This is a genomic window from Streptomyces microflavus (assembly GCF_014650075.1).
GTDB lineage: Bacteria > Actinomycetota > Actinomycetes > Streptomycetales > Streptomycetaceae > Streptomyces > Streptomyces microflavus.
Genome location: NZ_BMUG01000005.1, coordinates 414047 through 434982 on the forward strand (window position 1 = coordinate 414047; position 20936 = coordinate 434982).

Sequence of the window (20936 nt, forward strand, 5' to 3'; positions counted from 1 at the left end):
CCAGCCATCGGCCGCAGAAGGAGAGCACCGCCATGCCCGAACCACAGGCCCCCGACGACACCCGCGAGGCCCTCGCTGCGATCGCCTCGCTCCTCGCCCCGGCCCACCCCGACGTCGCCGAGCAGGTCCTGCACGCCCACGACCGTCCTCACGACTACGTGAGCGCCTTCGGGGACCGGCTGGCGGACCGGGGGATCGACGAGCCGGTCGGCAACCTCGCCTGGATCGCCCTCGTCGACGCGCTCGACGCCCACGGACTGCTCGCGGAGTTCGACTGGAAGGAGGACGCGCAGGAGATCCGGTCACAGCTGAGGAAGCTGGGGTCGCGGCCGTCCGTGGACCCCTGGGTGCTCCTCGGGGATGCGGAGATGCTCCTGCCGACGGAGAAGTTCCTGCACGCCTGCGGCCGCCGCTACCGGGAGATCGGCGCCGCCCTGGCCGTCCTCGACATCGAGTCCGACTGCTACCCGGTGGTGGGCCTGCGGGCGGCCCGGACGGAAGAGCTGACCGCCCTGGCCGCCCGTGCGGGCTTCCCCCTCCGGCACCTCGGCGCGGGCCGCTCCAGGCGGTGAGCGAGCCGCCGCCCGCAGCCGCCGGGGCGCGGCCCGGCCGCTGTTCCGGCAGGTCCGGGGGCGTCTCGGTCCCCGGACCGGGAATCGCGGGGTCCGCCACCCACCACGTACACTCGCCCCCGCTCCGCCGACCGGCGGGGCTTTTCGCACCAGACCTGACGGGAAAATGCGCATGAGTTCCGCAGACAGCACCGAAGCACCGATCTACGCCGGCCTCGTGGAGGAGCAGGGAGACGTGCTCGCCGAGGTACGACGCGTGGCCGAGGAGGTCCTGCGCGACGCGGACCGCGCGATCGACTTCGGCGGCGTACGGTCGTCCGCCGCGTACCGCTAGGACAGGCCGCCGAGGGCGGGCATGTCCATCACAAGACAATAAACGTCTTGCAACTATTGCCATATTCTTGCGTATCCGAGGCGACGGCTTACTGAAGAACCGTCGTCGGCGAGAGTGGGTGGGGCCGCGGTTCGGCCGAGTGCTCGACCGGGCACCGGTGCCACCGCGGCCACCCGGCGAACGGTCATGGAACATTCGCCTCCGCCCCGGTGAGCGGCCCGCGCGTCGGCGCGGAGAGCGCTCCCAGAGTGTCGCGGGCGAAGGGCGGGCGGCCGTGCCGACCCAGCCCCTCCGGTCGCCGCAACCTCGCCGCACCTTCATTTCCCCCGCGTTTCCCGAAGTGGCCCCTGGCGCGCCGTGGCTGCCGCCGCTTGCGGACGTTGCGGGGGTGGCGTGCCCGTAATAGCCGGATCCACCCCTCCGTGTACAGCCTTTCGCCCGTACTTCTGCGGGCGCTTGTCGCGCACGACGGGCAAGAGCTGTCAATGATTTACGAAATCAACGTGACATCTTGCGGACATTCGTCGGCGGTGGTTGAGTGTGGTCCGCCGCACAGCTCGTGGCTGTGGGCTTCCCGCACTCCTGCCCTAGAGGGGTCCACCGATGAGAAGTTCTGTTCTTCGTCGTACCTGTGCCACCGCCGTCGCCACCGCACTGGCCGTCACCGGCCTGGCCGCCTGCAACTCCGAGGGCGAGAGCGCCGCGGACGGCAAGACGCGCATCACCGTCAACTGCTGGCCCCAGCCGAGTGCGAAGATCGACCACAAGCGGTTCGACGAGGACGTCAAGACGTTCGAGAAGCAGAACCCGGACATCGACATCACCGCGCACGACGCCTTCCCGTGCCAGGACCCCAAGACGTTCGACGCGAAGCTGGCCGGAGGCCAGATGGAGGACGTGTTCTACACGTACTTCACCGACACCGAACGCGTCGTCTCCATCAACCAGGCCGCGGACATCACCGAGTACGTCAAGGACCTCAAGGCGTACAAGGACATAGCCCAGCCCCTGCGTGACGCCTACACGGTCGACGGGAAGATCTACGGCGTTCCGCGCACCAACTACTCCATGGGCCTGCTCTACAGCAAGGCGCTGTTCACCAAGGCCGGCCTCGACCCGGAGAAGCCCCCGGCCACCTGGCCGGAGGTCCAGGCCGCCGCCAAGAAGATCGCGGGCCTCGGCAACGGAACCGTCGGCTTCGCCGAGTACAGCGCCCAGAACCAGGGCGGCTGGCACTTCACCGCCTCGATCTACTCGCAGGGCGGCTCGGTCGTCAGCGAGGACGGCAAGAAGGCCGCGGTCGACACCCCCGAGGGCAAGGCGGTCCTGCAGAACCTCAAGGACATGCGCTGGCGCGACAACTCCATGGGCGCCAAGCAGCTCCTCATCATCAACGACACCCTCCAGATGATGGGCTCCGGCAAGCTCGGCATGTACCTCGCCGCCCCCGACAACGTGCCGCGCATCGTCAAGGAGGCCGGCGGGAAGTACGAGGACCTCGCGTTCGCCCCGATGCCCGGCGGCAAGGGCACCCTGATGGGCGGCGACGGCTACATGTTCAACAAGAAGGCCACCCCGGCCCAGATCAAGGCCGGGCTCAAGTGGCTGGAGTGGACCTTCCTCACCCCGGGCCAGGGCTACATGAACAACTACGCCCGCGCCGCCGAGGACCAGTCGCCGGTCGGCCTGCCCGAGCCGCGCCTGTTCACCGGCGCCACCGACGCCAAGGACCAGGAGCTGAAGAAGGCGTCCGCCAACGTGCCGGTGGAGAACTACCAGGCGTTCATCGACGGCGGCCAGAACCTGGACATGAAGCTGGAGCCCAAGCACGGCCAGCAGATCTACGCCGTCCTCGACGGCGCCGTCTCCGCGGTGCTCACCAAGAAGGACGCCGACATCGACCAGCTCCTCAAGGACGCCCAGTCGAAGATCGACGGAATCCTGACCCGGGGCTGAGCATGAAGACCACGTCCCAGCAGGCTCCACCCGCGGTGACGCGGCCCGCCGGCGCGACGCCCCCTTCGGGGGGCGCCCGCCCGGCGGGCCGCGGGCCCCTCTCCCCGCTCCGCCGGAAGATCGCCGACCAGGCCACCGCCTACGCGTTCCTGACCGGCGGTCTGCTCTGCTTCATCCTCTTCTCCTGGTACCCGGCCATCCGGTCGGTGATCATCGCGTTCCAGAAGTACACGCCCGGCTCCGACCCCCAGTGGGTGGGCACCGCCAACTTCACCCGGGTCTTCCAGGACCCCGAATTCGCGGCGGCCTGGCGCAACACGCTCACCTTCACCGTGCTCGCCCTGGTCATCGGGTTCGCGATCCCGTTCGTCATGGCCCTCGTCCTCAACGAACTCCGCCACGCCAAGGCGTTCTTCCGGGTCGTCGTCTACCTCCCGGTGATGATCCCGCCGGTGGTCAGCGCCCTGCTGTGGAAGTGGTTCTACGATCCGGGCGCGGGCCTCGCCAACGAGGTGCTCGGCTTTCTCCACCTGCCGACGTCGAACTGGACCAACGGCGCCGACACCGCCCTCGTCTCCCTCGTCATCGTCGCCACCTGGGCCAACATGGGCGGCACCGTCCTCATCTACCTCGCCGCGCTCCAGGGCATCCCCGGCGAGCTCTACGAGGCGGCCGAGCTGGACGGCGCGTCCGTCTGGCAGCGCATCCGGCACGTCACCATCCCGCAGACCCGCTTCATCATCCTGATGCTGATGCTCCTCCAGGTCATCGCGACGATGCAGGTGTTCACCGAACCCTTCGTCATCACCGGGGGCGGGCCGGAGAACTCCACCGTCACCGTGCTCTACCTGATCTACAAGTACGCCTTCCTCTACAACGACTTCGGCGGCGCGTCCGCCCTCAGCGTGATGCTCCTGCTGGTGCTGAGCGCCTTCTCCGCCCTGTACCTGCGACTCACCCGCACCGACTGAGAGGAGCGGCCGCCCACCATGACCCAGACAGCTCCGCCCCCGGTACAGCAGCCACCCGCCGCCCTCACCAAGCGGCCCGCGGACCCGCCCGCCGAGCGGTCCGTACGCACCATCGTCTCCCCGCTCGCGCTCGCCGGACGGCGCGGCAAGGTCACGTACTGGTCGGTGTTCGCCCTCGTCGTCCTCCTCTTCGCCTTCGCGTTCCTCTTCCCCGTCTACTGGATGGTCACGGGCGCGATGAAACCGCCCGAGGAAGTGGTGCGCACCCCGCCCACCCTCGTCCCCGACCGGTGGCAGGTGACCGGCTACACCGACGCCTGGGACCTGATGCGGCTGCCCACCCACCTGTGGAACACGGTGGTCCAGGCGACCGGGGCGTGGGTGCTGCAGATCATCTTCTGCACGGCCGCCGCCTACGCCCTGTCCAAACTCAAGCCCGCCTTCGGCAAGGTGATCCTCGGCGGCATCCTCGCCACCCTGATGGTCCCGGTCCAGGCCCTCGTCGTACCGAAGTACCTGACCATCGTGGACATGCCGCTGATCCACGTCAACCTGCTCAACGACCCGCTGGCCATCTGGCTGCCGGCCGTCGCGAACGCCTTCAACCTCTACCTGCTCAAACGGTTCTTCGACCAGATACCGCGCGATGTGCTGGAGGCGGCCGAGATCGACGGCGCGGGCAAGCTCCGTACGCTCTGGTCCATCGTGCTGCCCCTGTCGCGGCCGGTGCTCGGCGTCGTCTCGATCTTCGCGCTCGTCGCCGTGTGGCAGGACTTCCTCTGGCCCCTGATGGTCTTCTCCGACACCGACAAGCAGCCGATCAGCGTCGCCCTGGTCCAGCTCTCCCAGAACGTGCCCCTGACCGTGCTGATCGGCGCCATGGTCATCGCGAGCATTCCCATGGTCCTGATGTTCCTGGTCTTCCAGCGGCACATCATCGCCGGAATCAGCGCGGGGAGCACGAAGGGCTGACCGGCCGTCAGCACCGGGCGGGACCTCGGGCCGACCCGTACCGCCCACCCCGGACCCGTCGCCGCCCCCGGCATCCCGCCCCGCTCCGGGGCGGCGGCGCCAGAACCTCCAGCTCCTCCCTGTTGCGCGGACCGGCCCACCCCGTCGGCGACCGCGCCCGTCCGAAAGGAACCCGCCTTATGGAAGGCAGCCAGCTTGCCGCCGACGACTGGTGGCGCTCGGCCGTCATTTACCAGGTCTACGTCCGCAGCTTCGCCGACGGCGACGGCGACGGCACCGGCGATCTGACGGGTGTGCGGTCCCGGCTGCCCTACCTGGCCGAACTCGGGGTCGACGCCCTGTGGTTCACGCCCTGGTACCTCTCGCCGATGGCGGACGGCGGCTACGACGTCGCGGACTACCGGGTCATCGACCCCTCCTTCGGCAACCTCGCGGAGGCCGAGAAGCTCATCGCCGAGGCCCGGCAGGCAGGTATCCGGACCATCATCGACATCGTGCCCAACCACGTCTCCGACCAGCACGTCTGGTTCAAGGCGGCGCTCGCCGCGGGCCCCGGCAGCCCGGAGCGGGAACTCTTCCACTTCCGCCCCGGCCGCGGCGTCCACGGCGAACTGCCGCCCAACGACTGGGAGAGCGAGTTCGGGGGAGTGCCCTGGACCCGCGTCGAGGACGGCCAGTGGTACCTGCACCTCTTCGCCACCGAACAGCCCGACCTCAACTGGGCGCACCCGGCCGTACGCCAGGAGCACGAGGACGTCCTGCGATTCTGGTTCGAGCGGGGCGTCGCCGGTGTCCGCATCGACTCCGCCGCCCTCGTCGCCAAGGACCCCGCACTGCCGGACGTCGCCGGACACCCGGGACCGCACCCCTACGTCGACCGGGACGAGCTCCACGACATCTACCGCGGCTGGCGGGCCATCGCCGACGAGTTCGACGGCATCTTCGTCGGCGAGGTCTGGCTCCCCGACTCCGAGCGCTTCGCCCGCTACCTGCGCCCCGACGAACTGCACACCGCCTTCAACTTCAGCTTCCTCAGCTGCCCCTGGGACGGCGAGCGGCTGCGCCGGTCCATCGACGAGACCCTCGCCGAACACGCCCCGGTCGGCGCCCCCGCCACCTGGGTCCTCTGCAACCACGACATCACCCGGACCGTCACCCGCTACGGCCGCGAGGACACCAGCTTCGCCTTCACCAGCAAGGCGTTCGGCGTCCCCAGCGACCTGGAACTCGGCACCCGCCGCGCCCGCGCCGCCGCCCTGCTCTCCCTCGCCCTGCCCGGCTCCGTCTACCTCTACCAGGGCGAGGAACTGGGCCTCCCGGAGGCCGACGTACCGCTGGACCGCATCCAGGACCCGATGTACTTCCGGTCCCAGGGCCGGGCCCCCGGCCGCGACGGCTGCCGCACCCCGCTGCCCTGGGCGGCGGACGAACCGTACGCCGGCTTCGGCTCCACGGTGGAGCCCTGGCTGCCGCTCCCGGACGACTGGGCGGCCCACGCCGCCGACCTCCAGGCCACCGACCCCGCCTCCATGCTGGCCCTCTACCGGGAGGCCCTGCGGCAGCGGCGCAACCTGCCCGAGCTGCACACCGGGCAGCTGCGCTGGCTGAGCGAGGAGCGGGACGTCCTCGTCTTCGCGCGCGGCGCCACCCTGGTCTGCGTGGTCAACCTGGCCGAAGCCCCCGCGGAGCTCCCGGACCACACCGGCGTCCTGCTCGCCAGCAACCCCCTGGACGACCGGGGCCGGCTGCCGAAGGACACGGCGGTGTGGCTGGCGGTCTGATCCCCGTACGGCGAACCGTGCCGGCCCCGGACACCGCGACGGCGTCCGGGGCCGCGCGCACGGCTCAGGCGGCCCGGACCGCGCCCCGCGCCACCGGGTGCAGCGCCGCGTACTCCAGCGGCGCCGACGGATCGATCGACACGTCCATCGGAGCGGGCTCCGCCCCGGCCCGCACCAGCAGGTCACCGACCGCCGCGATCATCGCCCCGTTGTCCGTGCACAGCCGCAGCGGCGGCACCCGCAGCGTGATCCCGGCCGCCCGGCACCGCTCCTCCGCCAGCTCCCGCACCCGCGAGTTGGCGGCCACCCCGCCGACCACGACCAGCGTGGACACCCCGTGGTCGCGGCAGGCCGCCACCGCCTTGCGGGTCAGCACATCGGCCACGGCCTCCTGGAGCGACGCGGCACCGTCGGCCAGGGGCAGCTCCCCGCCCTCCACGCGCCGCTGCTCGGCCCACCGGGCGGCAGCGGTCTTCAGCCCGGAGAACGAGAAGGCGTACGGGGCGTCCCGCGCCCCGGTCATCGGGCGCGGGAACGCCACCGCGCGCGGATCGCCCTCCCGCGCCGCCCGGTCGATCGCCGGACCGCCCGGATAGGGCAGCCCGAACACCCGGGCCACCTTGTCGAAGCACTCACCGGCCGCGTCGTCCACGGTGTCCCCGAGATGGACGATCGGGTCACGGGCCAGATCCCGCACGAGCAGCAGCGAGGTGTGGCCGCCGGAGACGATCAGCACCACGCACGGATCGGGCAGCGGACCGTGCTCCAGGGTGTCCGCGGCCACGTGCCCCGCCAGGTGATGGACCCCGTACAGCGGCACGTCCAGCGCGTACGCCAGTCCCTTGGCCCCGGCCAGCCCCACCTGGAGCGCCCCGGAGAGGCCGGGCCCGGTGGTGACGGCGACCGCGCCGATGTCCGAAATCCGCAGTCCCGCGCTCTCCAGCGCCTGGCGCACGACGGGGCCGAAGGAGTGCACATGCGCCCGCGCGGCGATCTCGGGCACGACACCGCCGAAGCGGGCGTGCTCGTCCATGCTCGACGCCAGTGCGTGACCGAGCAGGCGTCCGTCCCGGACCAGACCGGCCCCGGTCTCGTCGCACGACGACTCGATCCCGAGCACCACGGGAGAGCCCACGGCCGCCTCCTTGCCGTAAATCGGTAATTGCAACCTATGTGCAACAAGGTAGCCGACGGTCCGCGCGGCCCGCGTACCGGATCGGCCGCGTACCGGATCATCAGGACCGGTGCTCCAGCAGGGTCGCGGCGAGGGCGACCTGAGCGGGTTCCAGCGCGGTCCTCCCGTCCTCGATGTCCCACAGCGCGTTCTGCAGCACCCGGCCCAGCGTCCAGCCGGCGGCCCGCCGCCGGTCCAGGCCGAGCGCCTCGGTGAGCAGGTCGAACCGGTACAGCACCGGGCCCGTCACCCCGCCCGCCACCACGTACTCCCACCGGATGTCCAGGGCGGGCCACAGCTCGAACCCGGGGTCACCGGCCAGCGGCTCCGGATCGATGGCGAGCCATGGCTCCCGCTCACCGGCCAGCACGTTGCCGTCGTGCAGATCCCAGTGGAGCAGCCGGTCACCCGCCTCACCGGTCAGTTCGGCCACGGCCGCCGCACAGGTCCGTACGAGCTCCCGCTCCGCCGGATCACCCAGCAGCAACAGCGCCTCGGGCGCCTGCTCGGTCATCGCCTCCGCGATGTCGGCGAGCCTCCGCATCCCCTGCGGCGCCGGCACCGCCGACAGCCGCGCCATCAGCCCGGCCAGCACGCCCACCGCCACCGTGCCGTCCGGCTCCGCCGACAGCGGACGCCCCGCGTCCAGCCGCTCCAGCAACTGCGCGCCCGCCACCGGATCACTGTCGAGGAGTCGCACCACCCCGTCGCCGTCCCAGGCCCGGAGCCCCGCGGCCACCCCGGAGTTCTCCGCACTCGGCGGCTGGAGCTTGAGCACGGCCGGCGTACCGTCCGTGCGGACCACCGGCAGCACCAGCCCGGCCATGCCGCTCCCGGCCGGCCCGTCCCGCCGAAGCCCCCAGCGGTCCAGGAAATCCGCGGCCTGCCGGGGCAGCGCGGCCAGCCACGCCCGGCCCCGGGGGTCACCGGGTGCGCCGTACGACGCGACCAGGGCGTCGGGGACAACGAAAGCGGGGGAGGGGACAGGACTCATCCGGGGCAGCTCCTCAAGGACGCCTTCAGCCGGGGAGGCGTCGTCGGCGATGCCCGTAGTCTGCGGCCGATCCGGTGCCGCACGCTCGCCCTTTACGCGCGCAAGCGCACCAGGAGCCGTACCCGCCCGAGCACCGCACCCCACCCCCGGCTGAGTATCCGAACTCAGGTCCGAAGGGCCGGCCGCCGCGACGATGAACACGACCGCGAAGGTCACCCGACCGACAGGACCCCAGGAGAGCCGTGCTCAGCAGCGTCGCAGCCGCCGTCATCCCTTGCCTCGGCCGTCTGACGGTCACGTCCGACGACGGCGGAGCCCCGGCCCCCGGCTCCATCATCGTCGCCAACCACACCTCCCTCGCCGACCCCGGCGTCGTCCTCGCCGCACTCCTGCGCCTCGATGTCGAACCGGTCGTCCTGGCCACCGCCTGCCTCTGGCGCATCCCGGTCCTCGGCCGGCTCCTGGAGCGCGGCGGCCATGTGCCCGTCCACCGCGCCACCCACCGGGCGGCCGACGCCCTCGGCACGGCCGCCGCCGCGATCGGGGCGGGGCGTCACGTCCTCATCTACGGGGAGGGCCGGCTGCCCCTGCGCACGGACGCCGCCGAGGCGCCGCCGGAGAGCTTCCGCAGCGGCATCGCCCGCCTGGCCCACGCATCGGGCGCGCCCGTCGTCCCGCTCGGCCAGGCCGGCGCCCGCCGGGTGACCTCCGGCTCGGGCGCCAAGCAGATCGCGGGGTTCCTCACCGCACCGGCCCGCCGCCCCCGGCTCCACGTCCACCTGGGCTCGCCCGTCCATCTGCCCCCCGGCGTCGAGGCCGCGACCGCCGCCGCCCGCGAAGCCGTCACCACCGCCTGGCGCACGGCGGCCCGGCACCTGGGCGAACCCGCGGCGGCGCTCGCCGCACGGTGAGAGTCACGGCGGTCGCGGGTACGCGCCCGGGTGGCGCCGCCGACCCGGGCAGCGTAGGTATGTAAGGCATGTTGTCCCGGCGAGGAGACGGATCCCGATGACGGCGGCAGAGCTGAGCACCCCGGCGCACGGCGTTCCCTGCTGGGTCAGTCTCATGGCCCGGGACCTGCACGCCGCACAGGACTTCTACACGGCCGTTCTCGGGTGGACGTTCCGCTCCGGCACCCTGGGCGAGGGTTTCACCATCGCGCACGCCGACGGCCTGCCGGTCGCCGGGATCGGCCGGATCGGGCCCGGCCTGCCCACCGCCACCTCCTGGACCCCGTACTTCGCCGTCGCCGACGTCGACGCCACCGCCGCCCGGGTACGGGAACGCGGCGGCACCATCGCAGTCGGGCCGATCCGGCTCGGCCCCGGCCGGGGAGCCGTGGCCGCGGACCGTGAAGGAGCCGGGTTCGGCTTCTGGGAGGGCCGCACCCCGCCCTGGTCGATCGGGCGGGGCAGCGCACCCGCCGCCCTCGAACTGCGCACGAGCCACGCCTTCGACGCCGCGATCTTCTACTCCGCGGTCTTCGGCTGGGACCCCCTCGAACCCGGCGGCTGCGAGGTCGGCTACGCGTACGAGCAGGACACCGTCGTCGTCCGCCAGGGCGGCCACACCGTGGCCACCCTGCGCGGCGGCGGCGACGGGGCGTCCCCCGACCCCCGGCTGCGCCCCCGGTGGCACGTCCGCTTCCAGGTCGACGACCTGGAAGCGGCCACCGAGGCCGCACGGAAGGCGGGCGGCGAGGTCTCCCCGCCGACGGGCTCCCCGGACGACGGGGCCGAATCGGTGATCGGCGACCCCGAAGGCGCCCTCTTCACGCTCTGTGCGCACCGGGCGCCGGCCTCCCCGGAGTGACGGCGCCGGGGCGCATCAGCAGGTGCGGAACACATACCCCGATCGCCCGGCGGGCCGGACATCGAGGTCCCGCTGCACCACGGAAAGCTTCGCGCCCACCGAGGAACAGGCCTTGGAGAAGTCGCGGGCGGTGTACTCGATGACGAAGACCCGGTTGCCGTACGCGGTGGCGTAGTCGGCGCACTCGTCGTAGCGGCCGCACTCCTCCGCGACCGCGAAGTCGAAGCCGATGCTCTTGCGCTGCCCCAGCAGATCGGTCGTGTTCTTCTGGCCGATCGCCAGGCCCGCCGCGTGCGCCCGGGTGGCCAGCAGCTTGGCGAACGCGGCGTTGTGCGCCTTGGTGAGCCGGCCCCCGGAGCGCTCGTACGAGTCGAGGTTGTCCGGCTCCACCGCCTGGAACCCGGACTTCGCGCAGCCGTCGACCCAGCCGCCGACGATGTTCGCGAGCCGGGTGCGCTTGGCGGCCGTCGAGGTGTCGAGCAGCGCCTCGCCCCAGGCCTCGTCGTTGACCGGCTCGCCGCTGCTGTCGCGCAGCAGCAGGTCCGGGTTCTTCTTCTGCCACCAGTCCATCGCGTCCGGCTGGGTCTGGAAGGCGTTGACGTAGCAGACGTTGTACAGGCCGCGTACGGGCTGGGCGCCCCGGTCGCGCGAGAGGGCCTTGACCCCGGCGGGCGGGGTGTAGGCCCCGCCGATCTGGTAGTCGAAGGTGGCGTTGGCCTGGGGGAGGACGACCTTCGGCGCAGCCTTGGCCGCGAAGGCGCTGGAGAACATGACCCCGGCGCCGGCCGCCACGGCGACCCCGCCGGCCAGGGCGGCGAGGGTGGACCTGCGGCGGAGGAAGGGGGTGACGGCGTGCTTGGACATGGGGACTCCCGTGCGTGGTCTTCGTACCTGCCCCCGCAGCATGACCGGCCGATCATGAGCGAATCGTGAGCGTCACCCTCACAACGCTCACCAAGCCCGCAGACGGCGGCCTCACCGTGCCCGGCGCCGTCGCGACCGGGCGGGCGCGAGCCGCAGCACGAACACCGCACCGCCGCCCGTCCGGGTCCGCACGGTCAGGCTGCCCCGATGGGCGAGGGCCACCCGGTGCACGAGCGAGAGGCCGATGCCCGTACCGCCGCCCGGCGAGCGGAAGCGCTCCATCAGCTCCGGCAGCCGCGCGGGCTCCACCCCCGGACCCCGGTCGGCGACCGTAACCTCAGGTCCGTGCACGGCCACGAGGAGGACGGCCGGGCCCTCCTCCCCGGGCGGACGACCGTGGCGTACGGCGTTGTCGAGCAGGTTCCGTACGGCGACCCGCACCAGCGCCGCGTCCGCTTCGACCACCGACTCCTCCAGCCGCAGCTCCAGGCGGTGCCCGCCCTCCGGCAGATCGGCGCAGACCTCCTCCACGAGCTGGTCCAGCCGCAGCGGCTCTGCCCGTACCGACTCCACGGCGGCCTCCAACCGCCCCCGGGTCAGCAGGTTCTCCACCACATGACCCATCCGGTCCGCCGCCCGGCGGATCCTCGGCAGATGGGCCTGCAGCCCGCCCGGACCGCGCTCGGCCACCTCCACCGAACCGCGCATCACCGCCACCGGGGTCCGCAGCTCGTGCGCCGCGTCGGCGAGCAGCCGCTCCTGCTGCTCCAGCGCCTGCCAGGCGGGCCGCATGGACCGCCCGGAGAGGACATGGCCGGTGAGCGCGGCCAGCGCGGTGAGGGCGGCGCACCCGATGACGAGGGAGAGGACCAGGCTGCGGTGCTCGGCCGCCCCGTACTCCGGATCCCCCACCGCGACGGCCGCGCCCGCCACCTCGTCGGTGGCGTCGTGGTAGAAGGGCACGGCCAGCAGCCGGACCGGCCCGCCCGAACGGTCGCGTGCCTCCTGCCGCACCGTTTCCTCCATGCGCATCGCCGAACGTGCCGCCCGCGCGACCGTCGCACCCGGCACGTCGAACTGCTGGGTGCGGCCCCGGAACACCACGGCGGGCCCGGAGCCCGGCCGGTCCTCCAGCACCAGGATCTGGGGGGTGCCCGCCGTCGCCTCGTCGTCGCTCAGGCCGTCGAGCCGGATCCGGTCGTCCTCGTAGTAGACGAGCGAGGCCGCGACGGAGGCCCGGCGGCGCATCTCGTCGTACTCGGCGGTCTGCCGGGACCGGTCGTCGGTGCGGATCACCAGCCAGGACAGACAGCTCAGCCCGACGACGGTGATCAGGGTGTACGCGACGGTCAGGCGCAGCTGCAGCAGGCGCAGCCGGCTCCGGGCGGGGGTGCGGCGCCGCGCGGACCTCGCCATCAGCAGGGCCCCGGGCCCGCACTCATCAGGAACCCCTGGCCGCGCACGGTGTGCACCAGGCCCGGCGCGCCCAGCTTGCGCCGTACGCCGGCGATGACGGCGTCCACCACGTTGGAGACCGGGTCGGCCATCTCGTCCCAGCAGTGCTCCAGCAGCGCCGTACGCGTCACGACGCTGTCCTGGTGGACCAGGAGCTGCTGGAGCACGGCGTACTCCTTCGGGCTCAACGAGAGCAGCACCCCGCCCCGCCGCACCTCGCGCCGCGCCAGGTCCATCACCACGTCCGCGCAGCTCAGGAAGGCGGGCAGCCGCTCGGCGGCCCGGCGGGTCAGGCTCCGCACCCGCAGGACGAGCTCGCGCATCGCGAACGGCTTGGCCAGGTAGTCGTCCGCCCCGCTCTCCAGCCCGTGCAGGCGGTCGTGGAGGGTGTCCAGGGCGGTGAGACAGAGCACGGGCGCCGACCAGCCCGCCCGGCGCCTGTACTCCAGCCGCGTGAGGGAGTCCCCGGAGGGCAGCATCCGGTCGAGGACCACACAGTCGTACGCCGTGACGTGCAGCATCACGTCCGCCTCCGGCCAGTCGCCCGCCCCGTCGACGGCGAAGCCCGCCTCGCGCAGCCCCGCCGCGATCACCGCCCGCAGGTCGTCGTCGTCCTCCACCAGCAGCACACGCAAGGAGACGCCTCCGGGTCTCTCGGGGATGGCCCCCGGCCGCTTCCCGGACCGAACCGGGAGCCTGACCTGGGGGAGAGACCCGTCATCCTAAGGGGCCCCGTCGAGCGCCTCGGCGGCCTCCGCCGCCACGGCCTCCGCCACGGTCGCCAGGGCCGGCGAGTCGAGCTTCCACTGCTGCCAGTACAGGGGGACATCGACGTGACGGTCCGGGGCGAGGGCGACCAGGCGGCCGGCGACCAGCAGCGGGCGTGCCTGGACGTCGGGCAGCATGCCCCAGCCCATCCCCGCCACCACGGCGTCCACGAACCCCTCCGACGTGGGCACGAAGTGGCGCCGCGCGCCCGCCCGCCGGCCGCAGCCGAGGGCACGGACGAAGGAGTCCTGGAGGTCGTCGCGCCGGTCGAAGTCCACCACCGGCGCGTCCGCGATCAGCTCACGCAACGCTGTTCCGGTCCCCCGCCCGAGCCACCGCCCGGCGAACGCGGCGGTCGCCACCGGCAGATAGCGCATCCGCCCCAGACTCCGCACCGAACACCCCGACACGGCCTCCGGCGACGAGGTCACCGCCGCCATCACCAGCCCCTCACGGAGCAGCGCGGCGGTATGGTCCTGGTCCTCCCGGCGCAGCTCGTAACAGATGCCCAGCTCCTCCGGGACGCGGCCGAGGGCGGGCAGGAACCAGGTCGCCAGGGAGTCGGAGTTCACCGCGACCGTCAGCCGCGTCGGCTCGCCCGGTCCGGACATCCCGAGGGCGGACTGCGCGTCCTGCTCCAGCCGGGCCAGCTGCCGGGCGAAGCGCACCACGACCTCCCCGGACTCGGTGGGCCGCACCGGCTTCGTCCGCATCAGCAGCACCCGCCCCGTCCGCTGCTCCAGGGCCTTCACGCGCTGGCTGACCGCCGACGGCGTCACGTGCAGGGCGTTCGCCGCGGCGTCGAAGGTGCCCTCGTCGACGACGGCCAGCAGGGTCCGTACCTGATCGAGGGGAAGCTCAGACATCACAGCGGCTAATGATACGTAAGAATCATTAGCTGTACATGCATGACGGGCCTCCCTAGCGTCGGCACCATGACCAACGCTCTGACCACCGCGGCCGCCGGGTTCGGTACCGGCCTCTCCCTCATCGTCGCCATCGGCGCCCAGAACGCCCTCGTCCTGCGCCAGGGCGTCCGCCGGGAGGCGGTGCTCGCCGTGGTCGTCATCTGTGCCCTGTCCGACGCGGTCCTCATCGCCCTCGGCGTCGCCGGTGTCGGGGCCGTCGTCGTGGCCTGGCCGTCCGCCCTGACCGCGGTCTCGCTGCTGGGCGGGGTGTTCCTGATCGGCTACGGCGTCCTGGCCGCGCGCCGGGTCTTCCGCCCGGCGGCCCTCCACGCGCAGGACGCGCCCGCCGGGGCGAAGCGGGGCGTCGTCCTCGCGTGCCTCGCGATGACCTGGCTCAACCCGCACGTCTACCTGGACACCGTGTTCCTGCTCGGCTCCGTCGCCGCCGACCGCGGCCCGCTGCGCTGGACCTTCGGGCTCGGCGCGATCCTCGCCAGCGTGTGCTGGTTCACCGCTCTCGGCTTCGGCGCCCGGCTGCTCAGCGGGGTCCTCGCCCGCCCGTCGTCGTGGCGCGTCCTGGACGGTCTCGTCGCCGCGATGATGATCGGCCTCGGCGCCCGGCTGGCCCTGGCCGCCTGACCGTCGGCCGGTGTCCGGCGGGCTCAGTACGCGGGGATGAGACGGGCGAGGCGGGTGGTGCGCTGGGGGGTGAGGTCCAGGGCGGTGAGGATCGAGGGGGTGGCGATGCTCGGGAGGACGTGGCGCTGGAGCGAGATGTAACGCTGTTCCAGATCGCGGTAGTTGCTGAGGGTCTGGGAGACCGCCTGGATGCCGGTGAAGGCCGCGACGTAGAGGTCGGCGGTCTCGGTGGGGTTGACGTGCGGCAGGAGTTCCCCGTTCTGTTTGGCTTGGGCCAGGAGGTCGTGGGTGGTCTGCTGCCACCGGAGGAAGGGGCCGGTGCGGTCCAAGCCCTGGGCCTGCTGGTCCATGGAGAGGCGGACGCCGGCACGGGCGAGGAGACTGGTGTGGAGGCGATGGCTGAACAGCATCCCCATGTCCACGAGCTCCTGGAGCTTGAGGGGCTGGTCGGGGGTGGGTGGCGGGGGCTCCTGGGCCTCCAGCACGCCGAGCGCGAGTTCTTCCTTGGAAGGGAAGTGGAAGTAGAGCGCACCTTTCGTGACCCCGGCGATCTTGAGTATTTCGGTAATGGTGGCCGCTTGGTAGCCATGCTTCTCGAAAGTCTCGGCCGCTGCCATCAGGATTGCCTGGCGGGTACGGATCGCCCGGTCCTGCTTGGCCATCCCTGTCTCCTTCGTCGGGCTGCGCCGGTCGTGCGGCCGTGTGGGGGGTGTGTGGGGATAGAAAAAAAACCGCTTAGTCTGTATCTTATCAGCGCGTGCGCACCGCAGGAACGGCTCGCCCATCACATGACCCCTGGGGGGAGTTATGCCCGAAGCAGCAGTGTTGACCGATCCTGTAGCGGCGTCGACCGTGGGTTCGGAGGCCCGAGTGGTGCATCCGGTGGGAATGGAACTGGTTCACAGGAGCAGGGCGGAGGACGCTTTTCCGCGCAGCTGGGAACGGCTGGGCCCGGACCGGTTCCATGTCGAGGCGGTGCTTCCGCACGATCATCCGTTCTTCGCCCCGGTGGGAGCGGACCGTCACGACCCGCTGCTGGTGACGGAGGCGATGCGGCAGGCGGCGATGCTGGCCTTCCACGCCGGTTACGGAGTCCCCGTCGGCTACCACTTCCTGATGGCGGATCTGGACTACGCGACCCACCCCGACCACCTCGTCGTGGGCGGCCTGCCCACCGTGATCGACGTGGAGGTGACCTGCTCCGAGCTCAAGTGGCGCGCCGGGCTGCCGGTTCAGGGCCGGGTGGACTGGGTGGTGCACCGCGCGGGGCAGTTGGTCGCGACCGGCATGGGCGCGACGAGGTTCACCAGCCCGCGGGTCTACGAGCGGATGCGCGGCGGATCGGCGGAGCCGGGCGTGGCGATACCGCGGACCGCACCGGTCGCCGCCGCCCGGGCCGGCCGTGGCCGGGCGGAGGACGTGGTGCTGTCGGAGAGTTCGCGCGAGGGCGTCTGGGAGCTGCGGGTGGACACCCGTCACCCGACGCTCTTCCAGCGGCCCAACGACCATGTGCCGGGGATGCTGTTGCTGGAGGCGGCACGGCAGGCCGCGTGCCTGGCCGCCGGGGACGGCGGGTTCGTCCCCGCCGAGGGGCGTACGCACTTCCACCGGTACGCGGAGTTCGGCAGCCCGTGCTCGATCGGCGCCGAGGTCCTGCCCTGCGCGGTGCCGGGCGAGGCGAGGGTCCGGGTGACCGGCCACCAGGACGGCGAGCCGGTCTTCGACACGGTCCTGTCGGGCCCACTGAGTACGGTCTGAACCGGGCCGCGGACCCGGCGAGCGGTGTATCGCGGGCGCATGGCAGGCTGATGACGGTGTGTGAGGAGTGCGTGGCGTGATTCTGGTGACGGGAGCGACCGGGGCGGTGGGCCGCGAGGTCGCCGGTCTGCTGGCGGCCCGGGGTCCGGTACGGATCCTGGCGCGACGCCCGGAGCGCGTGACGGTGCGGGGACCCGAAGTCGACGTCGTAGTGGGGGAGTACGGGGACCGGCGCTCGCTCGACAGGGCGCTGCGGGGGGTCGACGCGGTCTTCCTCGTGACGAACAGCCCCACGGAGCCCGATGACGAGAGGGTCGCTGCGGCGGCAGCTGCGGCGGACGTGCGCCACCTCGTGAAGCTCTCGATGATGGCGGTGGAGGAGCCGGGCGCCGACGACTTCATCACCCGGCTCCAGCGCGGCAACGAGCAGGCCGTCCGGGAGTCCGGAGTTCCCTGGACGTTCGTCCGCCCCAGGACGTTCATGTCCAACACGCTCTCCTGGGCCAGGGGCATCGCGTCGGACGGTGTGGTGCGCGCCCTGTACGGGGATTCGCCGGTCGCGTGCGTCGATCCGCGGGATGTCGCCGCGGTGGCTGTCGCCGCGCTCACCGGCAAGGGCCACGAGGGGCAGGCGTACGCGGTATCGGGCCCGGAGGCGATCACCGCGCGGGAGCAGACCGCTCAGCTCTCCGAACTGCTGGGCCGGCCGCTGCGCTTCGAGGAACTGCCCCTGGACCGGGCGCGCGAGGCGCTGCTCGCCAAGTATCCGCTCCCCGTCGCCGAGGCGTTCCTGGAGAGTGCGGAGCGCCAGCGCGCGGGAGCCAAGGCGGCCGTGGTGCCCACGGTCGAGGAGCTGACGGGCCGTCCCGCCAGGACGTTCCGTACCTGGGCCGCGGGCCACGCCGAGTCCTTCGGCGGGACCGGCCGCGCCGGATAGCGGCCGGCGCGCCGACGCGGAGGCCGACCGCGCATACGTTCCCCTGGAAATCAAACCGGTAAGTTGGTTTGATATTCCCCATGACGCTGCTTCACCGCTCCGGCGGAGAGCCTCCGGCCCTCGCCGCTCGCGGCCCCGGGCCCCTTCCCACCCCCCACTCCCACTCCCACTCCCTCATTCCCCGGCGGAGGCCCAGGTGACCAAGCAGGTGCGCGCCGCGCGCACCCGTCAGGCCCTGATCCGCTCCGCGGCCATCGTGTTCGAGCAGCACGGGTACGGACAGGCGCGCCTGGCGCTGATCAGCTCCGGCGCGGGTGTCAGCACGGGCGCGCTGCACTTCCACTTCGAGAACAAGGCCGCGGTCGCCCAGGCCGTGGTCGCGGAGGCCTCGCACGGTCTGCTGGAGGTGTCCGGCGCCATCCGCCGCCGGACGGACACGGCCCTGCAGACCCTGGTCGACACCTCGCACGCGCTGGTGGACCTGCTCGGCCGCGACCCGGTGACCCGGGCCGGATTCCGCCTCAGCTGCGACGGGGAGCGGGTCGGCGAACAGGGGCTGCCCGGACAGTGGCGGCGCTGCGTAAGGGAGTTGCTGGACGAGGCGGCCGGCGCGGGAACCCTCGCCGAGGGCGTTTCCCATGAGGACGCCACGGCGGCGACGGTGGCCGTGACCACCGGGTTCGAGGTGCTCGGACGGTACGACTCCGAGTGGCTCTCCGCGCGGACGCTCACCGGCTTCTGGCGGCTGCTGCTGCCCCGGCTCGCCACCCAGGAGACCCTGGCCCTCCTGGATCCGTCGGGGACCGCCGCAGCGACGGAGGTCGTCGCCGCGGGCCGGGCCGAACGTGGGACGTACGAGGTGGGGGTGGCCGCCCCGGGCTGACCGCCGGGCTGCCGCACGCCGTCCGGTCCGGTCGGCCGTAGGAGCGGTGCCGCTCCTACGCGCCGCCCACGTCCGCCCGGACCGCGTCCGCTCCCCAGCTCGCCAGCAGGTGCAGGGCCTGGGCCGACTCGGAGTCCGGTTCCGCGTGGTAGACGACCAGGCACTGCTCCTCGTCGTCCGGCAGATGCAGGGTCTCGTACGACAGGGCCATGTCCCCGACGAGCGGATGCCGGATCCGCTTGATGCCGTGCCCCTTCTCCTTCACGTTGTGCGTGGCCCACAGCCGCCGGAACTCGTCGTTCTTGACGGAGAGTTCACCCACCAGCGCGGAGAGCTGGGGGTCGTCCGGGTGGCAGCCCGCGTACAGCCGCAGATAGCTCACCATGTCCGAGGCCTTGGAGTCCCACTCCACGAACAGGTCCCGGTAGGCGGGGGAGAGGAACACCAGCCGCGCCCAGTTCCGCTCCTCGGGCGGCAGCGCGCCCCAGTCGCCGAAGACCGCCGCCGCCATCGGGTTCCAGGCGAGGATGTCGGAGCGGGCCCCGGAGACGTACGCGGGGATGCCGTCCAGGCTGTCGAGGAGGTGCAGCAGCCCGGTCCGCACCCGCTGCACCCGGGCGGGGCGGCGCTTCTTCTTGTGCTGGGCGGGCTTCGCCATATGCGTCAGATGCGCGTGCTCGGCGTCGCTGAGCCGCAGCGCGCGGGCGATCGCGTCGAGCACCTCGGCCGACACGTTGCGCCCGTTGCCCTGTTCCAGACGGGTGTAGTACGCCACGGAGACCCCGGCCAGCTGCGCCAGCTCCTCCCGCCGCAGCCCCGGCACCCGGCGGGCCCGGCCGAACTCCGGCAGCCCCACGTCCTGCGGCTGGAGGCGGGCCCGCCGGGTGCGCAGGAACTCGCTGAGTTCGGCGCGCCGGTCGAGCGGCTCGGGGGCGGAGGGGTCGGGCGAAACGTCCATGGCTCCCATTATTCCTGGTCGTACGCTCCGGAGCCTGTCCCCGCCAGTGGTAGGACCGCTGGTCGTAGGCAAAGCGGTGACCTGGGTAAACACAGTCGGACCCCTGATGCTGGATGACGTACTTACCGCATCACCCAGAGGAGAACCTCCGGCATGACCACCGTTGCCGCTTACGCCGCTCCCCGTGCCAAGGCCCCGCTGGAGCGCACCACGATCGAGCGCCGCCCGGTGGGCGAGTTCGACGTCCTGATCGACATCAAGTTCGCGGGCATCTGCCACTCCGACATCCACCAGGCCCGCGACGGCTGGGGCGAGGGCATCTTCCCGATGGTGCCCGGCCACGAGATCGCCGGCATCGTCACCGAGACCGGGCCCGGCGTCACCAGGTTCAAGGCCGGCGACCGCGTCGGCGTCGGCTGCATGGTCGACTCCTGCGGAAAGTGCGACGCCTGCCTGATGGGCCGCGAGCAGCACTGCGCCGAGGGGAACACCCAGACGTACAACGCCCTCGACCGCGGTGGCGAGCCCACGTACGGCGGCTACTCGACGCACATCGTCGTGACCGAGGGGTTCGTCGTCTCCATCCCCGAGGGCATCGCCCTCGACGAGGCCGCGCCCCTGCTGTGCGCGGGCATCACCACCTACTCCCCGCTCCGCCGCTGGGGCGCCGGCCCCGGCAAGAAGGTCGCGGTCATCGGTCTCGGCGGTCTCGGCCACATGGCCGTCAAGATCGCGCACACCCTCGGCGCCGAGGTCACGGTCCTCTCCCAGTCCCTGCGCAAGAAGGACGACGGGCTCAAGCTGGGCGCCGACCACTACTACGCGACCAGTGACCCGAAGACCTTCGAGGAGCTGGCCGGAACCTTCGACATCATCCTCTCCACGGTCTCGGCCCCGCTGGACTTCGGCTCCTACCTCGCCCTGCTGAGGACGGACGGCACGCTGGTCAACGTGGGCGCGCCCGAGGAGCCGGTCTCCCTGAACCTCTTCTCCCTGATCAGCGGCAACAAGGCGATCGCGGGCTCCGCGATCGGCGGGATCGCCGAGACCCAGGAGATGCTGGACTTCTGCGCCGTGCACGGTCTCGGTTCCGAGATCGAGGTGATCGGGGCGGATCGGATCAACGAGGCGTACGAGCGGGTCCTCGCGAGCGATGTCCGCTACCGCTTCGTGATCGACACCGCGACGATCTGAGCGGGC

General features: G+C 72.2%; 21 protein-coding genes. 13 read left to right on the forward strand and 8 right to left on the reverse strand.

The genetic code is table 11. The features are described 5' to 3' along the window. The first annotated feature begins 32 nt into the window (after window positions 1–32). The 6 genes from IE264_RS17010 to IE264_RS17035 all read left to right on the forward strand — a co-directional run bounded on the left by IE264_RS17010 (window position 33) and on the right by IE264_RS17035 (window position 6586). Entirely contained in the window at window positions 33–572 is a 540-nt protein-coding gene (locus IE264_RS17010) for a DUF6630 family protein (protein WP_032754516.1), read from the forward strand. A 172-nt stretch (window positions 573–744) separates the two neighbouring features. Further along, window positions 745–906 carry a hypothetical protein gene (locus IE264_RS17015; protein WP_164711256.1) on the forward strand — a complete coding sequence of 54 codons (162 nt, stop codon included), beginning with the start codon at window positions 745–747 and terminating at the stop codon, window positions 904–906. Window positions 907–1509: 603 nt separating this feature from the next. Next, window positions 1510–2862: an ABC transporter substrate-binding protein gene (locus tag IE264_RS17020; protein ID WP_015606655.1), complete on the forward strand. Its 1353-nt coding sequence runs from the start codon at window positions 1510–1512 to the stop codon at window positions 2860–2862. Between the two features lie 2 nt (window positions 2863–2864). Continuing rightward, complete coding sequence (locus tag IE264_RS17025) at window positions 2865–3833, forward strand: carbohydrate ABC transporter permease (RefSeq protein WP_032754518.1); 969 nt, start codon at window positions 2865–2867, stop codon at window positions 3831–3833. A gap of 18 nt (window positions 3834–3851) precedes the next feature. Beyond that, window positions 3852–4805 (forward strand): carbohydrate ABC transporter permease, encoded by a 954-nt coding sequence (locus IE264_RS17030; RefSeq protein WP_190167655.1) that lies wholly within the window; start codon window positions 3852–3854, stop codon window positions 4803–4805. A gap of 179 nt (window positions 4806–4984) precedes the next feature. Next, the gene (locus tag IE264_RS17035) at window positions 4985–6586 is read left to right on the forward strand and encodes a glycoside hydrolase family 13 protein (protein WP_015606652.1); all 1602 of its coding nucleotides are present in this window, start codon (window positions 4985–4987) and stop codon (window positions 6584–6586) included. Between the two features lie 64 nt (window positions 6587–6650). On the opposite strand, the gene tsaD is transcribed toward IE264_RS17035, so the two are convergent. Both tsaD and IE264_RS17045 read right to left on the reverse strand, forming a co-directional pair. Then, window positions 6651–7721, reverse strand: coding sequence for a tRNA (adenosine(37)-N6)-threonylcarbamoyltransferase complex transferase subunit TsaD (tsaD, locus tag IE264_RS17040; protein WP_032754521.1), 1071 nt, complete (start codon window positions 7719–7721; stop codon window positions 6651–6653). Window positions 7722–7821: 100 nt separating this feature from the next. Continuing rightward, complete coding sequence (locus IE264_RS17045; RefSeq protein ID WP_032754523.1) at window positions 7822–8754, reverse strand: aminoglycoside phosphotransferase family protein; 933 nt, start codon at window positions 8752–8754, stop codon at window positions 7822–7824. Between the two features lie 242 nt (window positions 8755–8996). On the opposite strand from IE264_RS17045, the gene IE264_RS17050 reads away from it, so the two are divergent. Both IE264_RS17050 and IE264_RS17055 read left to right on the forward strand, forming a co-directional pair. Continuing rightward, the gene (locus IE264_RS17050; protein ID WP_032754525.1) at window positions 8997–9665 is read left to right on the forward strand and encodes a lysophospholipid acyltransferase family protein; all 669 of its coding nucleotides are present in this window, start codon (window positions 8997–8999) and stop codon (window positions 9663–9665) included. Between the two features lie 97 nt (window positions 9666–9762). Then, window positions 9763–10566 (forward strand): VOC family protein, encoded by an 804-nt coding sequence (locus IE264_RS17055; RefSeq protein WP_015606648.1) that lies wholly within the window; start codon window positions 9763–9765, stop codon window positions 10564–10566. Window positions 10567–10581: 15 nt separating this feature from the next. Here the strand turns inward: IE264_RS17055 and IE264_RS17060 are convergent, their stop codons facing one another. The 4 genes from IE264_RS17060 to IE264_RS17075 form a co-directional block, all read right to left on the reverse strand. After that, the gene (locus IE264_RS17060; protein ID WP_032754528.1) at window positions 10582–11430 is read right to left on the reverse strand and encodes an endo alpha-1,4 polygalactosaminidase; all 849 of its coding nucleotides are present in this window, start codon (window positions 11428–11430) and stop codon (window positions 10582–10584) included. Between the two features lie 111 nt (window positions 11431–11541). Beyond that, window positions 11542–12846, reverse strand: a complete 1305-nt coding sequence (locus IE264_RS17065; RefSeq protein ID WP_032754531.1) for a sensor histidine kinase — start codon at window positions 12844–12846, stop codon at window positions 11542–11544. After that, window positions 12846–13520, reverse strand: coding sequence for a response regulator transcription factor (locus IE264_RS17070; protein WP_032754533.1), 675 nt, complete (start codon window positions 13518–13520; stop codon window positions 12846–12848). The genes IE264_RS17065 and IE264_RS17070 overlap by 1 nt, the downstream gene beginning before the upstream one ends. Before the next feature lie 87 nt (window positions 13521–13607). After that, on the reverse strand, window positions 13608–14522 hold the full coding sequence (locus IE264_RS17075) for a LysR family transcriptional regulator ArgP (protein ID WP_015606644.1): 915 nt from the start codon (window positions 14520–14522) through the stop codon (window positions 13608–13610). Window positions 14523–14588: 66 nt separating this feature from the next. Here IE264_RS17075 and IE264_RS17080 point away from each other — a divergent pair, with 66 nt between their 5' ends. Next, window positions 14589–15200, forward strand: a complete 612-nt coding sequence (locus tag IE264_RS17080; RefSeq protein WP_032754535.1) for a LysE/ArgO family amino acid transporter — start codon at window positions 14589–14591, stop codon at window positions 15198–15200. A gap of 23 nt (window positions 15201–15223) precedes the next feature. Here the strand turns inward: IE264_RS17080 and IE264_RS17085 are convergent, their stop codons facing one another. Beyond that, window positions 15224–15862 carry a ScbR family autoregulator-binding transcription factor gene (locus IE264_RS17085; RefSeq protein ID WP_032754537.1) on the reverse strand — a complete coding sequence of 213 codons (639 nt, stop codon included), beginning with the start codon at window positions 15860–15862 and terminating at the stop codon, window positions 15224–15226. A gap of 145 nt (window positions 15863–16007) precedes the next feature. On the opposite strand from IE264_RS17085, the gene afsA reads away from it, so the two are divergent. From afsA to IE264_RS17100, 3 genes are all read left to right on the forward strand, one after another. Further along, window positions 16008–16958, forward strand: coding sequence for a 2-oxo-3-(phosphooxy)propyl 3-oxoalkanoate synthase (gene afsA, locus IE264_RS17090; protein ID WP_032754539.1), 951 nt, complete (start codon window positions 16008–16010; stop codon window positions 16956–16958). A gap of 76 nt (window positions 16959–17034) precedes the next feature. Continuing rightward, window positions 17035–17895 carry an NAD(P)H-binding protein gene (locus IE264_RS17095; RefSeq protein WP_032754541.1) on the forward strand — a complete coding sequence of 287 codons (861 nt, stop codon included), beginning with the start codon at window positions 17035–17037 and terminating at the stop codon, window positions 17893–17895. A 196-nt stretch (window positions 17896–18091) separates the two neighbouring features. Beyond that, complete coding sequence (locus tag IE264_RS17100) at window positions 18092–18778, forward strand: ScbR family autoregulator-binding transcription factor (protein WP_015606639.1); 687 nt, start codon at window positions 18092–18094, stop codon at window positions 18776–18778. A 55-nt stretch (window positions 18779–18833) separates the two neighbouring features. Here the strand turns inward: IE264_RS17100 and IE264_RS17105 are convergent, their stop codons facing one another. After that, window positions 18834–19736, reverse strand: coding sequence for a helix-turn-helix domain-containing protein (locus tag IE264_RS17105; RefSeq protein ID WP_032754543.1), 903 nt, complete (start codon window positions 19734–19736; stop codon window positions 18834–18836). A gap of 153 nt (window positions 19737–19889) precedes the next feature. On the opposite strand from IE264_RS17105, the gene IE264_RS17110 reads away from it, so the two are divergent. Further along, on the forward strand, window positions 19890–20930 hold the full coding sequence (locus IE264_RS17110; RefSeq protein WP_015606637.1) for an NAD(P)-dependent alcohol dehydrogenase: 1041 nt from the start codon (window positions 19890–19892) through the stop codon (window positions 20928–20930). The last annotated feature ends 6 nt before the right edge of the window (window positions 20931–20936 follow it).